Source organism: Bacteroides sp. ET71 (assembly GCF_023336905.1).
In the GTDB taxonomy this organism is placed as follows: domain Bacteria; phylum Bacteroidota; class Bacteroidia; order Bacteroidales; family Bacteroidaceae; genus Bacteroides.
In genome coordinates this window covers 25811-48009 of the sequence record NZ_JAMBLS010000026.1, presented here as the reverse complement: position 1 = coordinate 48009, position 22199 = coordinate 25811, and the positions used below count along the sequence as shown (strand labels likewise).

Here is a 22199-nt window from a genome sequence, read left to right as displayed (position 1 = left end):
ATAACCTATGGTGGAATTTTTATACTCATTTTATTTGCTTATTAATATAGTTCGTTTAAAATTCATTTTCCTGTCATCCCGAGCGTTGTTCTCCCCCGCCAAACGGGGGAGGCAAGAGGGGGTATCGAGGGATCTCACTACGCGCCTGAAAAGTATTAGGGAGATGTTTCGACTACGCTTCGCTTGCTCAACATGACAGAGAGAGCGATTTTTAAACGCTCTTAGTAAAAAAGTGAAAATATAAACAGGCTCCAAGCAAACAATCCATTGTGAACCGATACGCTGATATTTTGAGTAATTTTGCACGCAGAAACCAATTAGCACATCACAATGGAACCATCCATATACAGTTATTCGCTTTTCATTGCATTGCCGCTGATGCTGTTCTTCGGCTTTTACTTTTTGTTGGCCAAGATACCGGAGAAGGTCATTTTCGGAAATTATCTGCGCTCCCGGCGAATCATGGGGATAGCGTTGCTGCTGCTTGCCGCCAATTATTCGGTGCATTTCTTTTTCGGAATCCGATTCAGGAACGCCAATGCCGCCATTCTGATGAACCTTTCGACCTACTTCCTGTGCTACTGGCTTTTCAGTTCGGCACTCACGACATTGCTGGACCGCTTTTACATCACAAAGCGCCGGTTGCGGACGCACATCAGCCTTTGGGTCATTTTTTCCATCCTTTCCTGCATCGTGCTGCTGTTGTTGCCCGGAGGGACTTTGCAGACAACCGCGCTGTTTGCCCTGGCTGCATGGCTGGTCATTTATGGATTTGTTCTGGCCCGCAGGCTTATTCTGGCATATAACCGTGCCATCAGGATTTTCAACGAAACGTATTCGGATGACATAGGCGCGTATATCAAGTGGCTTTCCATTTTCACATGGTGGGCTGTCATATTCGGCGTGGGCTGCGGACTGCTCACATTCCTGCCTGACGAATACGTTTATATCTGGATTCTGTCATCCATTCCGTTCTACGGCTACCTGTTTTATTCCTACCAGAACTACATGATATTCTATGAGCAGGTGGAGCGCACGCTGGAGATAGAGAACGCGGCGGATGATGAGAAGAAAAAGACAGAAACAGAAAAGGAATCGCCCAAATATTTCGACGGCATAGAAAGCAGCCTGACGCCCTGGCTGGAAAACAAGAGCTATACGCAACCCGGATTTACCATACAAGACATGGCGAAAGCACTTGGCACCAACAGGACCTACCTGAACGCTTATATAAAGGACAAATATCATGCGACATTCTGCGAATGGATAACCGGGCTCAGGTTGGAATACGCCAAGAACATGCTGAAGGAACATCCGGAAATGAGCATACAGAAAATCGCGGAATCGTCAGGCTTCTTGTCCCGCAGTTATTTTATCAAGTCGTTCACTGAAAAGGAAGGATGCACACCCGCCAAATGGAGAAAGCTATAGCCTGATACAAAGGCCGCAGGTTTGTGCTCAATCAACAAAAATAAGTGCTCATATAACAAATTTTATAAGATGCTGATTATTAACCGAAAAATAATTGGCAGAGCATTTGGCACGACAAATGTTTTTCAGTATTTTTGTTGATAACAACTGATAATAAATCAAGTTTATATGAGCAAAAAAATCCTATTTTTCATCCCGTTTCTGTGGCTGGCGGCAATATTTGTCCCTGTCTTTGCGCAAGAAAAAGCGGACACCACCTACACCTTCCGCTTCGTGCCGCAGAAGGATATGTTCTATGTGCCGCTTGACGGCAACGAACGGGAGCTTGCCCGGCTGCTGGAATGTGTGCGCCGGAACAAGGACAGCATACTCGGCGGCAGTCTTCCGCTCTACGTGGACGGCTACTGCAATTCCCTTGACAACGAAAAGGAAAACCTGCGGATGGCCGCCATCCGTTCCAACCGGGTGAAGTCGGAACTCATTGTGCGCGGCGGAATCAAAGAGGAATGTTTCATCACCAGGAACCATGCTTCCGACAGCAAGGACTATGTGATGGTGACGATAAAAGTCCCGGCCCCCACCAGCCTCCCCCGTAATGAAGAGGTTAAGGATGCTCCGGAAATACAGGAAAAGGAAAAGAACGACAACGTCGTTATCGGTAAAAAAGAAGAGAAGCCTGCGGAAGAAGCGCAAGTGCAACCCGTGCAAACAGGACAGGCCATAGTCAAGGAAAACAACCAGCCGGCACGTCAAAGCCTCCCCACGGGGGAGGTTGGAGGGGCTTTCTCCCTCCGTGCCAACCTGCTGCGTTGGGCAACACTCACCCCCGACTTGGGATTGGAGTGGCGCGTCCATCCCTCGTGGGGAATCCTCGTGAACGGCTCGTGGACATCGTGGTCGTGGAACGGCAAGGACAGGCGGTACGCCCTGTGGGAAGTGATGCCGGAAGTGCGTTACTATACAGGCAAGGAGAAACGTGGCTATCTGGGCGCGATGTTCAAGGCTGGCGAGTTCAACTACAAGCTTTCCGCAACCGGCAAGCAGGGCGACCTGATGGGAGGCGGCATCACGGGCGGTTATCTGCTGCGACTGAACAAAGCCCTGTCACTGGACTTCTCTGTGGCTCTCGGTTGCCTGCATGCCGATTATGAGAAATATGAGGTCACGGGCGGCGTGCGTGTCTGCCGTGGTACGGAAACCAAGAACTGGTGGGGACCCGTCAATGCCGGCGTGACATTGGTATACTTTTTTAAATGAAGAATGAAGAATGATGAATGAAGAATGAAGAGACTGCTTAATATTCATTTCCCTGTCATCCCGAGCACAGTCGAGGGATCTCACTACACGACTGAAAAAGTATTAGGGAGATGTTTCGACTACGCTCAACATGACAGAGAGAGCGATTTTTAAACAACAGGTTTTAAGAATGAAGAATGATGAATGATGAATGAAGAGACTGCTTAATATTCATTTCCCTGTCATCCCGAGCACTGTCGAGGGATCTCACTACACGACTGAAAAAGTATTAGGGAGATGTTTCGACTACGCTACGCTCCGCTCAACATGACAGAGAGAGCGATTTTTAAACAACAGGCTTTAAGAATGAAGAATGATGAATGATGAATGAAGAACGAAAAATGAAGAATGATGAATAAAACATTGAACATAAAGAAGAGATCTGCGGCCATCCGCCTTATCTGTGTCGTCTGTGTGCCTTTGTTTCTCGCATCCTGCGTGAAGGATGAACTTCACAACACCCCGCACCCTGACCGGGGAGCCGTGACCGTCAGCCTGACAGGACTGGCAGCGGACGGTGCGTATGTGCTCGACATCAACGGACAGACTGCCGACATCACCGGCTCATCGTTCACTTTCCCCGACCTGCTCACTCCGGGAACGCACAGCCTCGTGGTCTATAACCGTGCCGAGGGCTTCACCTTCGACGGACGGATGGCGCAAGTCCATACAGAGGACAGCAAGACCCGTGCGGACGGCGTGTCCATTATCCCCCTTCCGGGTTATCTGAAAACCGCCAGCCGGGAGATTACAGTCACGGCAGACGATACGCTGCATCTCACTCCGGCACCGCAGCAACGGGTGCGCGACCTGCATATCGAGTTCACCGTGACGCAAGGACGCCCGGAACTGATACAGACCGTGACAGGCACGCTCAACGGCATTGCCGGGACGTTTGACATGAAGGCGGAACAGACTATCGGCGAACCTGCCTCTACCGTAGTGGCCTTCACCCGTGACGGCAGCAAGCTCACGGCCGACGCCCGCCTGCTGGGTACGATGGGAGCCGCACAGACTTTGGTGCTGGATATCGCTTTCGTGGACGGCGGACGCACCCAACGGACGGAAGTTGACCTGATGGAAGCCCTTGCCGATTTCAACGGCAACATGACCGACGGCTACCGTGTGACCGGCACACTGGAAACACCGGTCGGCATGGAGGAAGCCTCTGCCGAAATCACCGGATGGGAAACAGTGGACGGCAGCGGGGTGGATGCCGAAATGTGATAGGATAATTTAATGGGCACACAGATGACACGGATAAGACAGATTTACACAGATTGTAAAGGGCTTCGTCAAGTCATCCTGAGCAAAGCGAAGGATCTCCCGAACGCACAGGGAGATGCTTCACTCTGTTAGCATGACAAAAAGAAACCTGTGGTCATCTTGTTCAATCTGTGTCATCTGTGTGCCATTGTAAACATACAGTAAATTCCATAACATAAATGAATGAGTTATACAATAAAAATACAGAAACGATGAAGACAAGATTATTCACCTTTGCAGCACTGGCACTCGCGCTTTCCGCCTGCACCAACGACAACGAGAACCTGAACGACGGTCCCGTGGCCGCAGTGATTAACGCCGAAATTTCCGATGCCGTAGCTACCCGTGCCAGCGGCACCACTTGGGCGGACAAGGACGAGATAGGCATCTCCGAAAACCGTTTCGGCTACACCAATGTTCCCTACCGTTTGGAAAACGGGAAGTTCATACCGGCAGGAACCATTATCTTCTTCCAAGATGACGACCCGACCACCTTCTCCGCCTACTATCCTTACGATGCGGACGGCGGGACACTGACTGCCACCACTGATGCCACGGCGCAGCAGAACCAGCCCGCCATCGACTTCCTCTATGCCACCGGCGCCACTGCCAGTACGCACAATCCTGAAGTGAACTTTACCGACGACACGGCTGCGGGAGGCACGGACTGTTCCTTCCACCACTGCATGAGCCAGATTACGCTCACCTTCGAGGCAGGAAGCGGCGTGGACTTCAATACCATCAAACCCACCGGCTACACACTCTCCGGACTGGTGCTGGAGGGCAGCTTCGACACCACCACCGGCACGGCAGAAACGGATGCGAACGCACAGACAGCCGACCTTACAATGGAACTGAACGGCGTACTCACCTCGTCGGTCATCCTCTTCCCGCAGTCAACGACAAGTATCGAACTGAGCGTGAACTACAACAGCCAGCCCTACACCGCCACGCTCACCATTCCCGAAGGCGCACTGAAAGCCGGCAACAACTACACCTACACCGTCACCGTCCGCAACAAGGACCTGAGCATCAGCTCTGCCACTATCAGCGACTGGAACCCGGTGAACGGCGGCAATGTGAACGCAGACCTTTAAGTATATCATTCCTAAAAGACTAAGAATATGAACATTAGACTTCCATTGCATATACTGTCCGCAGCAACCGTCCTGCTTTTTGCAGCGACTGCCTGCACGCAAGACGACCTCGGCAGCGGCACGTTGCCCGAAGGCGAGTATCCATTGGTAATCAACGCCACCGGCCTGCAAGCCGTGGCAACCCCTGCCTCCACCCGCGCCACCGTGGACGGTGACTGGCAGGGTGTACAGACCGTAGCCCTCAGCGTGGGCGGCACGGTGAAGGAATACGATGTGACAGCATCCGATGCCGACGGCTACAAGACTGCCACCCTGAGCAGCGACACCGACCCGTTCTGGTGGACAAGCCGTGAGGACATTACCGTTTCGGCGTGGTGGCCATACAACGCAACCGACATGGGAACCATGCCCGCCGTGGTAGTAGCTGCCGACCAAAGCACGCAGACGGCCTTCCAGGGCAGCGACTTTATCTCTGCCAAAGCCCAGACCGTGCAGTTCGACAACCCGACGCTTGAGTTCAGCCACCGCACGGCGCGTATAACGGTTCATCTAAAGCCGGGTGCCGGCATCCCGAGCGTGTCGGGAGCCGATGTTTATGTCACCGGCTTGGGCAAGGATAACGGCAACCCCGCCACTATCCGCACCTACGAGGCGGGCGGCGACACCTACGAAGCCCTCACCGCACCGCAGACCGTGAAGGCGAATACACCGTTCATACAGGTGGATTTAGGCGGAGGTACTTACTATTTCCGTCCGCATAGCGATGTGGTGCTGGCAGCCGGCAGCCGCTACACCTACACCGTCAATGTCACCGCCAAAGGGCTGGAACTGGCAGGCTGCACCATCGGCGGCTGGACTGACGGCGGCGGCGAGAGCGGCACGGCAGAGGATTTGGGTTATTTCATACAGGACGACGGCAGCTACACAGTCTATAACGCTAACGGCCTGCTGGCATGGAATAAGGCCGTGCAAAGCGACCTCTCGCTAAACTGTACCCTGACCGCCGACATCAACCTCACGGGCACAACATGGACACCGATAGGCAGTGGTTTCAGTTCTAATACCGGTTATCAAGGCACCTTCGACGGACAGGGACACAGCATCACGGGACTGAGCATCACCACAAACTCAACAGACGGTGGGAATGCTGTATTGTTCGATGGTATCGGGAGTAACGGAACGGTGAAGAACCTGCAAGTAGAGGTGAACTACAATGTGCAGCAAGGGGTAGCCAGCGGCATAGTAAATGTCAACTACGGCACCATTACTGCCTGCTCCGTAACGGGAGATATTGCTGCAAGAACCAGCGATATCGGTGGCATTGCGTCTATCAACAACGGTAGTATTATTGGCTGTTGGTTCGATGGAAATTTAACAACGAATTATGTTGAGGGCGGCATCGCTGCTTACAACTATGGCACCATCACCGCCTGCTTCTATGGCGGCAATGCCGGACAAGGGGTATATAGTAATCAAGGAGAAACGGCAGAAACCACGAAGGTGGACAACTCGACCGTTACTTGGCAGACCGCTGTTGGTGGCATGAACGCTGCCCTTACCGGCAACGCCTACCAATGGACATCCGGCACCGATGGTCTGCCTGTATTGAAGAAGAAGTAAAAACAGGACGATATGAAACGATATACCCTATATGTATTCTCGGCACTCGCCCTGCTCCTTGCGGCCGCAGCCTGCACGCAGGACGATGCGAGAACGTTGCCCGACGGCACGCAGCCGCTGACGCTGACCGCCGCCATAGAGGGCAGCGCCGACACTCGCGCCACCGTGGACAACCGGTGGAACGGCAATGAGACGATAGCCCTGCAGGTAACCGACGGGGACGGCACGGAGTGGTATGACTACACGGTGGATGATAAAGGCAACCTGTCCGGCGAATACTATTGGACAAAACCAAGTCCCATCACCGTGCAGGGTCTTTACCCGAATATCATGGTGGAAAATAACGATTGGACTTGGAGTGTGGAGGAAGACCAGAGCCGCGATGCGGACTATCAGTCGGGAGACCTGCTTTGCAGTGAATCCAAGACCGTGAGCTTCGCCCAAACGCCCGCCCTCACCTTCTACCACCAGACCGCCAAGGTGGTGGTGAACATCAAGAGTGACGGTCTGCCCGAAAGCATCGTAGCCACGCCGGGCGACATCAGCCTGACTATCGGCGAGGGTGACATCCTTGCGCTGGACGGTGCGTTCACCCTCCCGAAAGCCGTGGACGCTGACGGGCGTTGGCTCGGCACATGGACACCCGGCACCACTAAAGGCAGCATCAGTCCCCATCTTGCCAGTACTCCGGCGACAGGCTGCTTCGCCACCTACGAGGCCCTCGTCATTCCGCAGAATGTGACGGCGGGCACACGGTTGCTGGCCTTCACCGCCGAGAAGGACGGCACCGGCTACGGCCCGTTCTACTACATGCTACAGAAAGACACCGAATGGAAAGCCGGCTATAAGTACACCTACAATGTTACCATCACCCTCTACGGCCTTCAGGTATCGGTCGATACCGACGGCATGACATGGGGCGACGGCGCGGACGGCGAAGGCTCGGTAGAACTGCCCGTTTAATGAAGGAAATGATACGCAAGAGACTTACAAGAACGAAGGAGATATGAGGAAAAACAGATTATTTACGACAATATGCCTCATGGCGGCAATCCTGCTCACCGCCTGCACGCAGGACGAACTGGCCGAGCAGGGCACGGCTCTGCCAGACGGCGAATATCCTTTGCAGATAGGTCGTGTCAGCATCACCGCGGAGGCGAGCGAGGAGCCGTGGACGCGCGTGACCGAGAAGCCCGACGGCAGCGGCAGCGTATTCCAGGACGAGGACCGGATAGGCGTGCGCATAGCCGGCAGTGAGGAAACGGGCATCTATCGAATAAAGGTGGACGATGCGGGAAATGTCACCATCACCCCCGATAAGCCCGTCTATTGGAAGAGCACGCAGCCTGCCGAAGTCACTGCTTGGTATCCCGCCGAGGCAAGCCGTGTGAGCCTTGGGTCTCAACATATGGATGGCCTGACCTACGTGCTACGCGGCACCGGCACGGGCAACCACCAATCGCCCGTCAGCCTCGGCTTCACCCATTCGTTGGCCAAGGTGCGGGTGAAGTTGAAGGGTGAACGAGCATCGCAAGTCACCAATGTGGAGGTTTATGGCTTCACTTCATGCACCAACACGCAGGGTACATTAGCTACCGATGCTGATTCGCAAGGCTGGATAACCACGAAGTCATGCATATATAACGGTGAATCATGCTGGGAGGCCAACCTCGTGCCCGGCGAAATAGGCGACCAAACTACCCAGCCCTTCGTCCGCCTAAACGAAACGACCGTAGTTCCTGTCAGCACCCTGACAACCCTCGAAGCCGGCAATGTCCACACCATCACGATTACGGCAAACAGCGAAGGCATGCAGACCATCGACCTCTCGAATGAAGACTGCATCATCAACGACGACGGCACCTACTACTTCAGCGGCACGGGCAACCATGCCATACGGGTGACGGGCGGCAAGCCCAACATCTACCTGGAAGATGCGCAGATAAGTGTGTTGGGCGGCAATGCCATCGACATCACGGGCGGCGACCCCACTATCCATGTAAAAGGAAATGATAACGAAGTGTCTTCCAGCGATGGCGCGGGCATCTATGTGGCAGAAGGCTACAGCGTAACCATTACTTCCGATGACAAAACGGCCAATTCGATTACGCTGACCGGAAAAGGAGGAGCTGGAATAGGAGGATATTTAGCCTCAGGACAACATTCTGCATGTGGCAACATTATCATACAGAATGTAACCGTAATAGCATCCTCGTCTTATTCACTTGGAATGCAGGGTTATAACCCGGGAATAGGCGGTTCTGGAAATGCCGCTTGCGGAAAGATTTCTATTACCAATGCCATTGTATATGCTTATGGTTCAAATGGACCTAATCAAGGAAGTCCGGCTATTGGGGCTGGTTTGGACGATAGTATGAATCCTGGTTCTGTCCCAACCATACAAATTGAGACATCTGACATCTATGCACATCGTGGCAATTACGCAGATTACATAGGACAATCGGGAGATAGAAACAATAGTCGTGGAGATTTTCAATTCGGTCAAGAAGGTTATTGCCGAAGCAGTAATGTCTATTGCTATACAGGAAGCAGCGATACGTTGGATAAGACGGTGACGTATGATGCCAGCGGCAACGGGACAGAACAGTCACAGTGACCCTTGATAAAGGGTATCAGATACCCTTTGCCAACAGTATCAGATACCCTTGCCAGGGCAGACGAAACAACATAATGTATAACCTCAAAACAGTAACGACTATGCTGGAACATGAAATTAAAAACAAAGTGCTTACCATTGGTAACCGTAAGGGACAGACCGTGTATTACGCCTATCCCAAGTCACAACAGAAGCTGACCAACGACATGGTCATCGAGCGCATCGTGCGCGAAACCTCGCTGTCCGAAGGTGACGTGAAGAACGCCCTCGTCAGCCTCTCCAACGTAGTATGCGACGCCCTGCAACTGGGCATGAGCGTGGACCTCGCCGAGCTGGGCAACCTGCGCGTCTCTGTCATTTCCGGATTTAGGTTGACTCGATAATGAGTTTATCCCTGATATAAGTTGACTCTGGTTAATGTTATTACTTCGATACGCCAAACAGCCTGCAAAGGAACTGAACCCCATACCGTTATGAATCCTTCGCATGCAGGTTCTCTACCGCTTGGCGCCAGCTTTTTTTCTTATCGGGATATTGAACTTGGTCTCTGCGATATTTATGAGTTCATCGTATGCTTCCGCCTTGATCTCGACCTCCCTGAGCTGCTCCCGCAGCCTGCACGCATCAGCGTCACGGTGTCGGGAGGCACATCAAGCATCAGTTCCGTGCGCCTGACGAACCTCTCCACCGCCAACGGCAATCCCGGCGAGATAATTGCCCACGATGCAGGGAGCGGCATCTACGAGGCTCTCGTCACCCCGCAAAGCGTGACTCAGGGCACGGCGTTTGTCACCATCGCCACCACTGACGGCAAGACCTACGTCTACCGGATGAAGCAGGATGCCGATTGGGATGCAGGCGTGGAACATAAGTATGAGATAAGCATAAAATGAAGAGAAAGCGAGCGTTCCTTGACAGGTCGGGAACGGGGGAAATAATAAAAGCCACCGATATGTTCGTTCTTCAGCATTTTTATGTTACCTTTGTATCGGTAACTATAAAATGAACAGGAAGCATGAAAGTAGGAGATAAAGTACTTATTTCGCCCGATTTGACACTACAAAAAGAGTGGCTGCCGGGCATCATTATCCAAGTGGAGAACAATCCCTTTGTAGGCATCGTGATTTCCGCAGAGACGGAAGACCATAACGTGTTCTTCGGTCGGGAGGACTTGTTCAAACTGGCAAAGGAGGAAGTATGAAAGCTGATTCGCAAAACCTATCCGTTATTTCGTGACGGTGTGTCCAAATGAGATACAGGCACGCAGATAACACAGATTAAACAGATTTTCGCCGATAATACATAATCAGTGGTCATCTGTTGTATCTGTGTTATCTGTGTGCAATTTTGTGTTCTTTGATACGTTGGGAAACGGGAAGAAAATAATAGAGTGGCTGCCGGGCATCATTATCCAAGTGGAGAACAACCCCTTTGTAGGCATCGTGATTTTTACTTTTGTCCCGCCCCTCTCCATACAGAAGAAAGGCGGGACAAACTCGTTTCTGCTCCCTACCTGCTCCCTACCTCGTCCCTGTTATATGACAAGGAGCAGGTAGGGAGCAGGTACGAATAGAGTCCATAGAAATCCCTTGTTTGAAAATGAGGAACGGTAAGCGTCCAAATGGAGGAGCCAATAAAAAAACTATGCTTATATTTGCGGCAGAATAAGAGCCTGCTTGAAATTCATTTTCCTGTCATCCCGAGCACAGTCGAGGGATCTCACTACGCACTTGAAAAGTATCAGGGAGATGTTCCGACTACGCTTCGCCTGCTCAACATGACAGAGAGAGCGATTTTTAAACAGGCTCCAAGCAAGAAACCTTTTAAAACACACAATCAGTATGGCAAGAATCAAACCGGAACAGCCAGAGAATCTCGCTGGCAAAATAGGAAACGTGGTGGCCTGCACCTGGATGGGCATCCCCTACCTGCGTTCGATACCGACACGCATCAACAATCCCAGGACCCCCATACAGCAGGCCCAGCGCTCGCGGTTCAGCGTGGCCTTAAATTTCCTCCGCCCGCTCACCCCCATCCTCCGCATCGGCTTCCGCGAAGGGGCCGTGAGGCAAAGCGCCTTCAACGCGGCCATGTCCTACACGATGCGCTACGCCCTGACGGAGACACCGGCGGGCATCGCCATCAGCTACGGCAACGTCATGGTGTCGCAAGGCTCGCTCATGGGAGCGCACGATACGGCAGCCAGACTGACCGAGGGGAAGGCCATTTTCACGTGGAACAGGCATCGCCGCACGGGCAATGCGTCGCCGCAAGACCATGCCCTGACAATGGTGTATCACAAGCCATCGCAGCAAGCCGCCTACGAGACCGCCGGGGCTTTCCGGCGCGAAGGCGGCATGGAGCTGGACTACCCCAAGGAATGGGCGGCAGAGGACGTGGCCGTCTACCTGGCCTTCTGGAACGAGAAAGAGGGCATCGCCAGCAACAGCGAGTGCCTGTGGGGAAGGGAATAGCTGATTTTCGACGAAAACTGTCCGGGACTTTAGGAAATTCACTAACTTTGTAAGACTGAAAACATCTGACAAGAAACATCATGGACAAACTTTATCCGATAGGCATACAGACGTTTGAAATCATCCGCAAGGAGGGCTATTGCTACGTGGACAAGACCGCGTTGATTTACCAACTGGTCAAAAGTGGCAGGTATTATTTCCTCAGCCGTCCGAGGCGTTTCGGAAAGAGTCTGCTGATTTCTACGCTGGAGGCATATTTCCGGGGGAAGAAAGAGCTGTTCGCAGGATTGGCCATCGAGCAATTGGAACAGGAGTGGACGGAATATCCTGTGCTGCACCTGGATCTGAACGCACGGCTCTACGAAAACACCTCTTCGCTGACAGCCATCCTGAACCAACACTTGGAACAATGGGAGGCTATCTATGGGGAGGAAAAGAAAGACCGTGCACCCGAAGAACGTTTCGCCTACCTGATTGAGAAAATCTGCCGCACGACAGGCCGGCCGGTGGTGATCTTGGTGGATGAATACGACAAACCCCTGCTGCAAGCCATCGGAAACCGGGATTTGCAGAACGAATACCGCGAGAGGTTGAAAGCCTTTTACGGGGTGATGAAAAGCAAGGATGCTTACATACGCTTTGCCTTGCTGACCGGAGTGACGAAATTCAGCAAAATCAGCGTGTTCAGCGACTTGAACAACCTGACGGATATTTCGATAGACAATGAATATGCTACGATATGTGGTATCACAGAGGAAGAACTATATACGATCTTCCATGAAGATATCCGTCTGTTGGGCCAAAAGAATGGGATGGACGAAGACGAAACGAAGCAAAAATTGAAAGAATGGTATGACGGTTATCATTTCTCGGCCAGATGTCCGGATATGTACAATCCGTTCAGCCTGCTCAGCACGTTTAAAGGGAAGGCCATCGACAGTTATTGGTTTGAAACGGGCACACCTACTTTCCTCATCCGGTTGCTCAAGCAGGGGAAATACGATTTGTACGCGCTCTGCCACGAGCAAGTGTCGAAAGACATGCTGGGAGATTTGGACAACACAGGAAGCAACCCCCTGCCCATACTGTATCAGAGTGGCTATCTCACCCTCAAAGGTTACAACCGTGAATTTGGCACCTATGCCCTCGACTTTCCAAACCGGGAAGTGGCGGAAGGGTTCAACCGCCATCTCTTGCTGGACTATGCACAAATACCTTTGGGCAATCCGACTTTTCAAATCCAGAACTTTGTCCTCGAAATACGCCGAGGTGACATTGACGCTTTTTTGCGACGCCTGCAAAGTTTTTTCGCCGACACACCTTACGAACTGGTGCGCGACTTGGAGCTGCACTACCAGAATGTATTATTCATCGTATTCAAGCTGCTGGGATTTTACGTGCAGGCGGAATACCACACTTCGCAAGGACGCATCGACCTGGTGCTGACAACCGATTCGTACATCTATGTCATGGAGTTCAAACTGGAAGGCACAGCGGAAGAGGCATTGCAGCAGATAGAGGACAAGCGGTATGCCCTGCCCTTTGCAACGGACACACGTAAGCTATACAAAGTGGGAATCAACTTCAACAACAGCCTGAGAAACATCGAAAAATGGCTGGTAAAAGTATAATCGGACATAAAACATAACCGTATGGAAATCATCATCGCAACAGTCATTGGCCTCATCGTAGGCGGAATCGTCGGCAGCCTGATGGTACGGAGCAAAAGGCAGGAACTGCTGACCAGGAACGAGGTGCTGCAGGCACAAGTGGAAAATGTACAAAAGCAGGCAGAAGCCACGTCCTTGGCATGGCAACGCCAAGTGGACGAACTCAAAGCCGCATCGCGGGAACAGGCGGAGCAGCTCAGGACAGAAGCCGAACGACGGCTGAAGGAGGCCAAGGAAGAGGGCAGCCGGCAGTGGGCAGACGCCAAGGCCGAGACGGAAAGACAGCACCTGGAAGCGATGGCCGACAAGGAGCGGATGTACCGGCAGGCCCTGGAGGCCAAGCAGCAGGCGTGCGACGAAGCAATGGCTGCCCAGGAGAAGCGCCACCAGGAGGCCATGGCTGCCCTGCAAGCGCGTTTCGACGAGACCATGAAGCGGGTGACGGCACAGGTGCAGACGGCCACGGACGACATGCTGAAGCAACGGCAGAAGGAGTTTGCCGAGTCGAGCCACACCAATCTGGGGCAGATTGTCAACCCGCTGCGCGAAACCATCGACAAGATGAAGAAGGCGATGGACGAAAATACGCTGAAGCAGACTTCGATGAGCAGCGAGATGAAGGCGAACATCGAACACATGATGCGCCAGAGCGCCGCCGCCCAGAAGAGCGCGGACGAGCTGACCCGGGTGTTCAAGCATGGCAGCAAGGTGCAGGGCGACTGGGGCGAGACGGTGCTGGACGAACTGCTGGAGGCGCAGGGACTGACGCGCGGCATACACTACGACACGCAGGCCGTCATACGCAACGCGCAAGGCGAGGTGGTCAAGTCGGACGACGGGAGCAGTCTCCGGCCGGACATCATCCTGCACCTGGACCAGCGGCGCGAGGTCATCATCGACTCGAAGGTGTCGCTCACGGCTTTCATGGATTATGTGAACGCCGAAGACGAGGAACACCGGCAACAGTACCTCAAGGCACACATCGCGAGCTTGCAGAACCACGTGAAGGAGCTGTCCGTGAAGGATTATTCGGCCTACATCCAGCCGCCCAAGGTGCGGATGGACTACGTCATCATGTTCGTGCCGCACACCGGTGCGCTGTGGACGGCACTGAACGCGCAGCCCGACCTGTGGCGCAAGGCGATGGACCGCAATGTATTCATAGCCGACGAGCAGACGCTCTTCGCCGCCCTGCGCATCATCAACCTGACGTGGACGCAAATCGCCCAGGCGCAGAACCACGAAAAGGTCTACGCCCTGGCCAACGAGATGCTGGACCGGGTGGGACAGTTCATGAAGAAATACCAGGCCTTGGGCAAGGCGCTGGACAGCGCGGCCAAGGCCTATGAGGACGGGGAAAAGAAACTGCTGCCCACGGGGCAGAGCATCCTCCAGACTTGTGCCAAGCTGAAAAAGCTGGGGGCCAAGACGAGCGACAAGAATCCGTTGCCGCAACTGGTGGATGTGGACGAGATTCCGGGCATCGAGGGAGAAACGGCGGCCGAAGCGACAGAAACGCCCCTCCCCTAAGAGTCTGCTTACAAACCGCTCTCTGTCATGTTGAGCATTGTTCTCCCCCGTTTGGCGGGGGAGAACAACGCTCGGGATGACAGGGGAAACGGTCTTTTAACAGATGCTGAGTCTTACGAAAGATTCATCTCTCCATATACTTCTTCCTTTCTTCGGGCGGGAACTTTTCCAGGGCATAACGGAGCATCGTGCGCGGCATCTGTCGGCAGGTGACATCCAAGATGACTTCCAGAAAATGCTTGTCGCGCTTGCCCACCTCGCGCAGCATCCAGCCCAAGGCTTTTTGCATGAGGTCGTGCATCTCTGTGGTTGGGCGCTTCGAGCCGGGCGCCTGTTTCAATCCCTGCCGGCTCAGGAAGTACATCGTCAGAAACGTGATATCGGCAAAGTCGCCCCGACGGATGAAGGCATGCGTAGCGACCACGGCTATGCGTTGACGCCACAACGAAGGGCTCTCGGCCAGCTCCAGAAAGGTCTGTATGATGTAGCGGTTGGTATCTTCGTTCTTCGGAAGGGTTGCCAGGTATTCGCCCAGGATGTAGGGCGCGCTCAGGTCGACCAGGTCCCAGTTGTTAATACGGGCCGTCTGCGTCAGGTAGAAGTCGAACACCTCTTTGCGCACCTCGGGCGTGGCTTTCTTGAAGCGCTCCACCAGCATCAGCAGGGCGCAGAGGCGGCACTCGTGCCAGGGGCTTTGCAGCAGGCAGGCCGCCACTTCCTGCGGCTCTTCGCGGTAGCGTTTGGCCACGCGGCGTACATCGGGCACGACAATGCCCAGAAACTGGTCGCCTTCTCCATACTCACCCTTCCCGGTCTTGAAAAAGCGGGGCAGGAAGTCGCGTTTCTCAGGGTTGACATACGTTTCCAATTCACTCTGGATAAGGGCGGCGCGTGATGCGGCACCGGCAACAGGCAAGGGCACACAAGAAGGATTCACAGGAGCCATGTTCATATCATTTTATCATTTCGAGAACAAAAATAGGACTTTCTGCGCGGCAGGCCAACAAGTTCGGAAAGTATTTCCTACTTTTGCAAGGAGAACAACACACTTTTAAAGCGAAACGATATGTACAGAAAGATTTGGAGCGTCTGTTGCCTGGCTGCGGCATCGCTGGGACTGCACGCCCAGACAGCCTTGGAAAAAGGGCTGCAAAGCATCAGCCGGGAGAAGGCAGAGGCGATTGTAGAGTTTTTGGCCGACGACCATTTGCTGGGACGGGAGGCTGGACAGCCCGGCGCGCGCATTGCGGCACGCTACCTGGCCTCGGAACTGAAGGAGGCAGGCATCCGGCCGCTGTCGGACGAGGGTTACTACCAGCCCTTCGAGGCCTGTGCCGTCGAACGGCAACAGAAAGGACGCTGGCAGGTACACCCGGACTCTGTGGCGCGGCTGAAGCAGGGCACGCACCGCTGCCTGAAGCTGGCCAACGTCTTGGGATGGATTCCCGGCGAACGGACGGACGAGTATGTCATGGTGGGGGCTCACTACGACCACCTGGGCACGGACCCTACCCTGGCGGGCGACAACGTCTATAATGGGGCGGACGACAACGCTTCGGGCGTATCGGCAGCCTTGCAGATAGCGCGGGCCTTCGCCGCGTCCGGGCAGAAACCGCTGCGCAACGTTGTCTTTGCGTTCTGGGACGGGGAAGAAAAGGGACTGCTGGGCTCGAAGCACTTCGTGCAAAGCTGCCCTTTTGCGGAGCAAATCAAAGGGTACTTGAACTTCGACATGATTGGCCGCAACAACAAGCCCGAGCAACCGCGGCACGTGGTCTACTTCTACACCGCGGCACACCCCGCCTTCGGGCAATGGCTGAAGGACGACATACAACGGTATGGCCTGAAATTGGAGCCGGACTACCGCGCGTGGGACCGCCCCGTGGGTGGCAGCGACAACGCGTCGTTCGCCCTGCGGGACATCCCCATCATCTGGTATCACACAGACGGGCACGCGGATTATCACCAGCCGTCAGACCACGCCGACCGCCTGAATTGGGAGAAGCTGACAGACATCACCCGCGCAGCCTTCCTCAATCTGTGGAACCTGGCCAACGAAGAAAACTACTAACTGCTGTCTACCAATTACTGTCTACTGAAACATGGTACTGAATTATATCTGGGTGGCGTTCTTCATCGTCGCCTTCGTCGTGGCAATGGGAAAGCTGCTTTTCCTGGGCGACACGGAGATTTTCACTGAATTGGTCAACTCCACCTTCTCTTCGTCGAAAAACGCTTTCGAGATTTCGCTGGGACTGACCGGCCTGTTATCGCTGTGGCTGGGCGTGATGAAGATTGGCGAGCGCAGCGGCATGATAAACGCGCTGTCACGCTGGCTCAGCCCCGTGTTCTGCCGCCTGTTTCCCGACATCCCGAAAGGACACCCGGCGATGGGCTCCATCTTCATGAACCTGTCTGCCAACATGCTGGGGCTGGACAATGCCGCCACGCCGCTGGGGCTGAAGGCCATGAAGGAACTGCAGGAACTGAACCCGAAAAAGGACACGGCCACGAACCCGATGATTATGTTCCTCGTCATCAACACCTCCGGACTGATACTTATCCCCGTCAGCATCATGATGTACCGGGCGCAGATGGGGGCCGCGCAACCTACGGATATCTTCATCCCTACGTTGCTGAGTACGGCCGTTTCGACCGCCGTGGGCATCCTGACCGTCAGCATCAGCCAGCGCATCAACCTGCTGTGCAAACCCATTCTGCTGCTGGGCGGGGGCATCAGCGTGTTCTTCGCGGCACTCATCTGGGTGTTCGTGCGGGTGGGACGCGACGAGATGGGAACTTACTCCACGCTGACGGCGAACGTCATCTTGTTCTGCATCATACTGCTGTTCATCCTGTGGGGCTTGTGGAAGCGTATCAACGTGTACGACGCTTTCATCGAGGGCGCGAAGGAGGGCTTCTCCACGGCTGTGCGCATCATCCCCTACCTGGTGGCTTTCCTGGTGGGCATCGCGGTGTTCCGTGCCTCTGGAGCCATGGATTTGCTGGTGGACGACTTGATTCGCCCGGCCGTGGCGGCACTGGGCGTGGACACAAGTTTCGTGGGGGCATTGCCCACGGCGCTGATGAAGTCGCTGAGCGGCAGTGCGGCCAACGGGCTGATGATTGACACGATGCAGCAATACGGGGCAGACTCGTTTGTCGGCCGCCTGAGCTGCGTGGCGCGCGGCGCCTCGGACACGACGTTCTACATCCTGGCCGTCTACTTCGGCAGCGTAGGCATCACGCGGACACGCAACGCTGTGACGTGTGGCTTGATTGCCGATGCGTCGGGCATTGTCGCAGCTATTGTCATCAGCTACCTCTTTTTCTTCTGAGCTGCTCCGAACAGGGGGCTTGCTTCGTCCGGAAGCGGGTGCTTCCGTCGGACACGGGACATGCTTCTTGTCCGCAAGAGGCAAACGGGCGGCAAGGGATGGATTTGTTTACAGTTAACACATTGAAAATAAGCATAGTATGATTACTTACCAGACAGAGGGCGTGGACATGCCCGACATCAGGAAACGAGAGACAACGGAATGGATTAAGGCCGTGGCGGCCACTTACGGCAAACGCGTGGGCGAGATTGCCTACATCTTCTGCTCGGACGAGAAAATCCTGGAGGTGAACCGGCAGTATCTTCAGCACGATTATTACACGGACATCATCACCTTCGACTATTGCGAGGGCAACCGCCTGAGCGGCGACTTGTTCATCAGCCTGGATACGGTGCGCAGCAACGCCGAGCAGTTCGGCACGGCGTATGACACAGAGCTGCACCGTGTCATCATCCACGGCGTGCTGCACTTGTGCGGCATCAATGACAAGGGACCGGGCGAGCGCGAGGTCATGGAGGCGGCGGAAGACCGCGCCCTGGCAATGCGCCCCGAAAAATAAGGGGCAGCCGCCCGGAACCGCGTCCGGAGGGCTGCCCCTCAGAAGGCTTGCCTGGCCTCGTCCGTTATTTCTCTACCGAGAAGCGGAAGATGCAATGGCTGTCGTATTTCTCACCCGGACGGAGCACTGCCGTGGGCCATTCGGGCTTGTTGGGCGTATCGGGATACTTCTGTGTCTCCAGGCAGACGGAGGCACGGCGTCCGTAGGTGATGCCCTTCTTGCCGCGCAGCGTGCCGTCCAGGAAGTTTCCGGCATACACCTGGATGCCCGGTTCGTTGGTGAAGACTTCGAGCTTGATGCCCGTCTTGGGCGAAACGAGCGTGGCGCAGGCACGCGAGTCGTCACCCTTGGTGTTGAGCACCCAGTTGTGGTCGTAGCCCAGGCCGTTCTTCAGTTGCTGGAAGTCGTCGTCAATGCGGGCGCCCACGGCTGTCGGTTGGCGGAAGTCCATCGGCGTGCCTTCGACGGTCACAATCTCGCCGGTGGTCATGAACGTGCTGTCTACGGGTGTATAGTTGTCGGCATCCACCATCAGCAGGTACTCGGAGTTATCGCGCGAGGGGTCTCCGTCGAGGTTGAAGTACGAGTGGTTCGTCAGGTTGACGATGGTCGGCTTGTCGGTCTCGGCGCCATATTGGATGTCGATGGCGTTGTCGTCCGTCAGCGTAAAGGTTACCGTGCAATTCAGGTTTCCGGGGAATCCTTCTTCACCGTCTTTCGACAGATAGCTCAGCTTCAGCGTGTGCTGGTCGGGCTGCACAGCATCGAATACACGGTACTGGAAACCCTTCGGACCGCCGTGCAGGCAATGCCCGTAGTTGTTCGTGGGCAGTTGGTAGTCCACGCCGTCCAACGAGAATTTGCCCTGGCCTATGCGGTTGGCATAGCGTCCGATGGTTGCACCGAAGTCCGAGGGATACTTCACATAGTCGGCGATGGAGTCGAAGCCCAGCACCACATCGCGCATGACGCCGTCGCGGTCGGGCACCATGACGGAGACGATGCGTCCGCCGAAGTTGGTGATGCACACTTCCATGCCGTTGGCATTGGTCAGCGTGTAGAGCGCCGTTTGCTTGCCGTCTACTTCCGTCTGGAAATCGGCAGGGTTCAGGCCGGAGGCAGTCTTCACTTCCTGCTGCTTCCCGCCACAAGCCGCCAGCGTCAGAAGCAAGGCGGCCACAGAGAGTTTCAAAATCTTTTTCATTTCGGATTACATTATTAGATTAAACATATACGGAAAATCTTATTTCTTCCCTTGCAGGAATTGTTCGGCACGCCCCGGCGAGAACAGCTCCCACAACGAAGCCACCGTCCAGCCCGGAGCAAAAATGACGTTATAGTATCCCTTGCCGTTGCGGCCATAGTCCCAGTGCGTGTGCTGCACCACTTCGGGATAATAGCCTACCTTGCCCATGCCGCACAGGTAGCCTTCGCGCGGCAGCAACTGGCGCATGGAAGTGGAGATGACCTCGGCAAAGTCAGAGAAACGCTTCTCGCCACACTCGCGGGCCAGCCAGTGCAGCACGTCGGCAAAGTCGAAGATGAACACGTCAATGTGGTTGTTCTCCACCGACACGTTGCCCCAGCCGCGCGTCTTCAGGCCAAGGTCGCCCAACATCTGCCCTTGGGCAAAGGGAACGTCCCAGGTATAATACCACGACAGCGCAAAGTAAGCGGCCTTCTTGGCCAAAGCGACGTAGCGCTCTTTCTCCTTGTCACCAGACACCAGCGCCAGGTAATAGATGGCCGTAGCGGCATAAAGCGAAGCCTCCTTGTCCTCGCAGTTGGCGTCCAGCGTTGAGGAGAAGTAATCGGCCTTCGAAATAATCTCACGCTCCAAGTAGTCCACCGTGCGGCGGGCCGACTCGAGGTAGCGTTTGTCCTTGAAATATTTGTAGCCCATCACCAACGGCAGAGTGGCCGACGGCGTACTTCCACCGCTGGCATCAACCAGCGAGAAATCGTCGCGGAACTTGCGGGGGAAGCTGCCGTCTTCGTTCTGGATTTGCAGGAACTTGTCCAGCATATTGCGTACCTTTTGCTCCCATTCCGGATGTTTGCGGCCTTGGCTCTTCTCGTAGTTCAGGTAGTAGAGCACGGCATACACACCCTCCGATTGCCGGCGGATGCTATGGACTGGGTCGACCCAACCCCGTTCAGGACGCGCCACTTCGTGGAAGAAGCCTGCTTCGGACAATCCGTTGGCCAGGTAGCTGTCAAAGATGCTTTGCGCCTGCTTTACCATCTCCGGGTTGTTGCCTTTCCCTTCGCCATATTCCAGTGCGTTAAAGGCATTGAGCAGCGTGCGGCCTACGAAGCCTACTTCGGCCTGGTCAATGCTAGCACAAGTGGCCACTACCATCTCAGGGCTGGAGTAGAAGCACAGCTTGCCGGGCACGTAAGCGTTGAGAAAATAATTGCTCAGCACCTCCTTCATATAGTCGGGCGTATAGGACGTCTGTACGGGTTGCGGGCGGTTCGTGTCGTAGCAATACTCCCACGTGCGCTGTACGCACTCCGAGAAGTCTGCGACCTGGCGTTCGCTAATCTCCCAAGTAAGCACCACGCTTTCGCCCTTCGGCAAGTACTGGAATGCCTTGACGGCCGGGGCCAGGGTGCACTTGCGGATGTACGTGCGCGGTTCCTCACGGTAGGGGAAGCCGTAGGCCAGCACCGTCTCGCCGCCTTTGTTCAGGAAGCCTGTATAACCGACGGAAGTCTCGCCGGAAAGAATCACTTCGCCTTCTTCGTGCGTGGTCAAGGCATCGGTAGCAAAGTCGCTGATATGGATGACTGACACAGAGCGGCCGTTTTTCTCGTCGAAAGCGGCTGTCAGCGGAGTGCTCAGACGGTCGTCGCGCACCAGCCAACTGTCTGACGTGTGGAACGACGGTGCCTCTTTAGGCGAACGAAGATTGCGGCGATACCAGAAGCCGGGCATGTAGAACTGGCAATCGTCGTGCCTGTACCCCGTCTTCAGTTCCTCTCCGTAGTTAAAATAGAGGTCTTGTTGTGCGGTAAGAGTGAGCGTAATGCGCTGACGGCCGTCCATGTTTTCTATTTGGCGGCTGACCAACAGAGGTACATCGGCCGACGAGGTGCCGGCATAAAGTCCGGGCCGCAGTTCGCGGAACGTCAGAGGATATTCCTGAGCCGGGTTGCCCGGCGTTTTCAGACTGATGGTTGCCGATGCGTCTCCGGCAGCGGCGTTCATTGCTCCGGCTCCGGTTACTCCGGCCAAAGGCAACAAGAGGGCTACTAATAGCTTTTTCAACTTCATAATGGTAACAAATGAATGAAT

Annotated in this window: 19 protein-coding genes; 16 read left to right on the top strand and 3 right to left on the bottom strand. The window is 54.7% G+C overall.

Translation table 11 applies throughout. The features are described from left to right. Positions 1 to 330 precede the first annotated feature (330 nt). The 13 genes from M3090_RS12255 (at position 331) to rmuC (ending at position 15001) form a co-directional block, all read left to right on the top strand. Positions 331 to 1431 (top strand): AraC family transcriptional regulator, encoded by a 1101-nt coding sequence (locus M3090_RS12255; RefSeq protein WP_249056656.1) that lies wholly within the window; start codon positions 331 to 333, stop codon positions 1429 to 1431. 168 nt (positions 1432 to 1599) lie between these two features. Beyond that, positions 1600 to 2688, top strand: a complete 1089-nt coding sequence (locus tag M3090_RS12250; RefSeq protein WP_249056654.1) for a DUF3575 domain-containing protein — start codon at positions 1600 to 1602, stop codon at positions 2686 to 2688. A gap of 387 nt (positions 2689 to 3075) precedes the next feature. Beyond that, on the top strand, positions 3076 to 3954 hold the full coding sequence (locus tag M3090_RS12245; RefSeq protein ID WP_249056652.1) for a FimB/Mfa2 family fimbrial subunit: 879 nt from the start codon (positions 3076 to 3078) through the stop codon (positions 3952 to 3954). A gap of 251 nt (positions 3955 to 4205) precedes the next feature. Beyond that, positions 4206 to 5090, top strand: a complete 885-nt coding sequence (locus M3090_RS12240) for a fimbrillin family protein (RefSeq protein ID WP_249056649.1) — start codon at positions 4206 to 4208, stop codon at positions 5088 to 5090. Positions 5091 to 5117: 27 nt separating this feature from the next. Further along, entirely contained in the window at positions 5118 to 6710 is a 1593-nt protein-coding gene (locus M3090_RS12235) for a fimbrillin family protein (protein WP_249056647.1), read from the top strand. 12 nt (positions 6711 to 6722) lie between these two features. Then, complete coding sequence (locus M3090_RS12230) at positions 6723 to 7673, top strand: fimbrillin family protein (protein ID WP_249056645.1); 951 nt, start codon at positions 6723 to 6725, stop codon at positions 7671 to 7673. A gap of 43 nt (positions 7674 to 7716) precedes the next feature. Then, complete coding sequence (locus M3090_RS12225; RefSeq protein WP_249056643.1) at positions 7717 to 9327, top strand: fimbrillin family protein; 1611 nt, start codon at positions 7717 to 7719, stop codon at positions 9325 to 9327. A gap of 101 nt (positions 9328 to 9428) precedes the next feature. After that, on the top strand, positions 9429 to 9710 hold the full coding sequence (locus M3090_RS12220; protein WP_249056641.1) for a DNA-binding protein: 282 nt from the start codon (positions 9429 to 9431) through the stop codon (positions 9708 to 9710). Between the two features lie 90 nt (positions 9711 to 9800). Continuing rightward, the gene (locus tag M3090_RS12215; protein ID WP_249056639.1) at positions 9801 to 10220 is read left to right on the top strand and encodes a fimbrillin family protein; all 420 of its coding nucleotides are present in this window, start codon (positions 9801 to 9803) and stop codon (positions 10218 to 10220) included. 122 nt (positions 10221 to 10342) lie between these two features. Then, complete coding sequence (locus M3090_RS12210; protein ID WP_249056637.1) at positions 10343 to 10528, top strand: transcriptional regulator; 186 nt, start codon at positions 10343 to 10345, stop codon at positions 10526 to 10528. A 640-nt stretch (positions 10529 to 11168) separates the two neighbouring features. After that, complete coding sequence (locus M3090_RS12205; protein WP_249056635.1) at positions 11169 to 11801, top strand: DUF6266 family protein; 633 nt, start codon at positions 11169 to 11171, stop codon at positions 11799 to 11801. 80 nt (positions 11802 to 11881) lie between these two features. Next, positions 11882 to 13432: an ATP-binding protein gene (locus tag M3090_RS12200; protein WP_249056633.1), complete on the top strand. Its 1551-nt coding sequence runs from the start codon at positions 11882 to 11884 to the stop codon at positions 13430 to 13432. A 21-nt stretch (positions 13433 to 13453) separates the two neighbouring features. Then, positions 13454 to 15001, top strand: a complete 1548-nt coding sequence (rmuC, locus tag M3090_RS12195) for a DNA recombination protein RmuC (protein WP_249056630.1) — start codon at positions 13454 to 13456, stop codon at positions 14999 to 15001. Between the two features lie 124 nt (positions 15002 to 15125). Here the strand turns inward: rmuC and M3090_RS12190 are convergent, their stop codons facing one another. Continuing rightward, the gene (locus M3090_RS12190; RefSeq protein WP_249056659.1) at positions 15126 to 15947 is read right to left on the bottom strand and encodes a DNA alkylation repair protein; all 822 of its coding nucleotides are present in this window, start codon (positions 15945 to 15947) and stop codon (positions 15126 to 15128) included. 120 nt (positions 15948 to 16067) lie between these two features. On the opposite strand from M3090_RS12190, the gene M3090_RS12185 reads away from it, so the two are divergent. The 3 genes from M3090_RS12185 (at position 16068) to ybeY (ending at position 18898) form a co-directional block, all read left to right on the top strand. Next, a complete protein-coding gene (locus M3090_RS12185) occupies positions 16068 to 17072 on the top strand; it encodes a M20/M25/M40 family metallo-hydrolase (protein WP_249056627.1) in 1005 nt (334 codons plus the stop codon). A gap of 31 nt (positions 17073 to 17103) precedes the next feature. After that, complete coding sequence (locus M3090_RS12180; RefSeq protein WP_249056626.1) at positions 17104 to 18339, top strand: nucleoside recognition domain-containing protein; 1236 nt, start codon at positions 17104 to 17106, stop codon at positions 18337 to 18339. Between the two features lie 139 nt (positions 18340 to 18478). After that, positions 18479 to 18898 (top strand): rRNA maturation RNase YbeY, encoded by a 420-nt coding sequence (gene ybeY, locus M3090_RS12175; RefSeq protein WP_249056625.1) that lies wholly within the window; start codon positions 18479 to 18481, stop codon positions 18896 to 18898. 64 nt (positions 18899 to 18962) lie between these two features. Here the strand turns inward: ybeY and M3090_RS12170 are convergent, their stop codons facing one another. Next, on the bottom strand, positions 18963 to 20102 hold the full coding sequence (locus M3090_RS12170; protein ID WP_249056623.1) for an aldose epimerase family protein: 1140 nt from the start codon (positions 20100 to 20102) through the stop codon (positions 18963 to 18965). Positions 20103 to 20141: 39 nt separating this feature from the next. Further along, entirely contained in the window at positions 20142 to 22178 is a 2037-nt protein-coding gene (locus M3090_RS12165; RefSeq protein ID WP_249056622.1) for a hypothetical protein, read from the bottom strand. Between the last annotated feature and the right edge of the window lie 21 nt (positions 22179 to 22199).

Excerpts from the sequence above, each read along its gene's own strand:
- M3090_RS12165 (WP_249056622.1), bottom strand. The coding sequence starts at position 22,178 with ATGAAGTTGAAAAAGCTATTAGTAGCCCTCTTGTTGCCTTTGGCCGGA.
- M3090_RS12235 (WP_249056647.1), top strand. The coding sequence starts at position 5,118 with ATGAACATTAGACTTCCATTGCATATACTGTCCGCAGCAACCGTCCTG.
- M3090_RS12185 (WP_249056627.1), top strand. The coding sequence starts at position 16,068 with ATGTACAGAAAGATTTGGAGCGTCTGTTGCCTGGCTGCGGCATCGCTG.
- M3090_RS12200 (WP_249056633.1), top strand. The coding sequence starts at position 11,882 with ATGGACAAACTTTATCCGATAGGCATACAGACGTTTGAAATCATCCGC.
- M3090_RS12245 (WP_249056652.1), top strand. The coding sequence starts at position 3,076 with ATGATGAATAAAACATTGAACATAAAGAAGAGATCTGCGGCCATCCGC.
- M3090_RS12215 (WP_249056639.1), top strand. The coding sequence starts at position 9,801 with ATGAATCCTTCGCATGCAGGTTCTCTACCGCTTGGCGCCAGCTTTTTT.
- rmuC (WP_249056630.1), top strand. The coding sequence starts at position 13,454 with ATGGAAATCATCATCGCAACAGTCATTGGCCTCATCGTAGGCGGAATC.
- M3090_RS12205 (WP_249056635.1), top strand. The coding sequence starts at position 11,169 with ATGGCAAGAATCAAACCGGAACAGCCAGAGAATCTCGCTGGCAAAATA.
- M3090_RS12180 (WP_249056626.1), top strand. The coding sequence starts at position 17,104 with ATGGTACTGAATTATATCTGGGTGGCGTTCTTCATCGTCGCCTTCGTC.
- M3090_RS12220 (WP_249056641.1), top strand. The coding sequence starts at position 9,429 with ATGCTGGAACATGAAATTAAAAACAAAGTGCTTACCATTGGTAACCGT.
- M3090_RS12255 (WP_249056656.1), top strand. The coding sequence starts at position 331 with ATGGAACCATCCATATACAGTTATTCGCTTTTCATTGCATTGCCGCTG.
- M3090_RS12225 (WP_249056643.1), top strand. The coding sequence starts at position 7,717 with ATGAGGAAAAACAGATTATTTACGACAATATGCCTCATGGCGGCAATC.
- M3090_RS12250 (WP_249056654.1), top strand. The coding sequence starts at position 1,600 with ATGAGCAAAAAAATCCTATTTTTCATCCCGTTTCTGTGGCTGGCGGCA.
- M3090_RS12240 (WP_249056649.1), top strand. The coding sequence starts at position 4,206 with ATGAAGACAAGATTATTCACCTTTGCAGCACTGGCACTCGCGCTTTCC.
- ybeY (WP_249056625.1), top strand. The coding sequence starts at position 18,479 with ATGATTACTTACCAGACAGAGGGCGTGGACATGCCCGACATCAGGAAA.
- M3090_RS12190 (WP_249056659.1), bottom strand. The coding sequence starts at position 15,947 with ATGGCTCCTGTGAATCCTTCTTGTGTGCCCTTGCCTGTTGCCGGTGCC.
- M3090_RS12210 (WP_249056637.1), top strand. The coding sequence starts at position 10,343 with ATGAAAGTAGGAGATAAAGTACTTATTTCGCCCGATTTGACACTACAA.
- M3090_RS12230 (WP_249056645.1), top strand. The coding sequence starts at position 6,723 with ATGAAACGATATACCCTATATGTATTCTCGGCACTCGCCCTGCTCCTT.
- M3090_RS12170 (WP_249056623.1), bottom strand. The coding sequence starts at position 20,102 with ATGAAAAAGATTTTGAAACTCTCTGTGGCCGCCTTGCTTCTGACGCTG.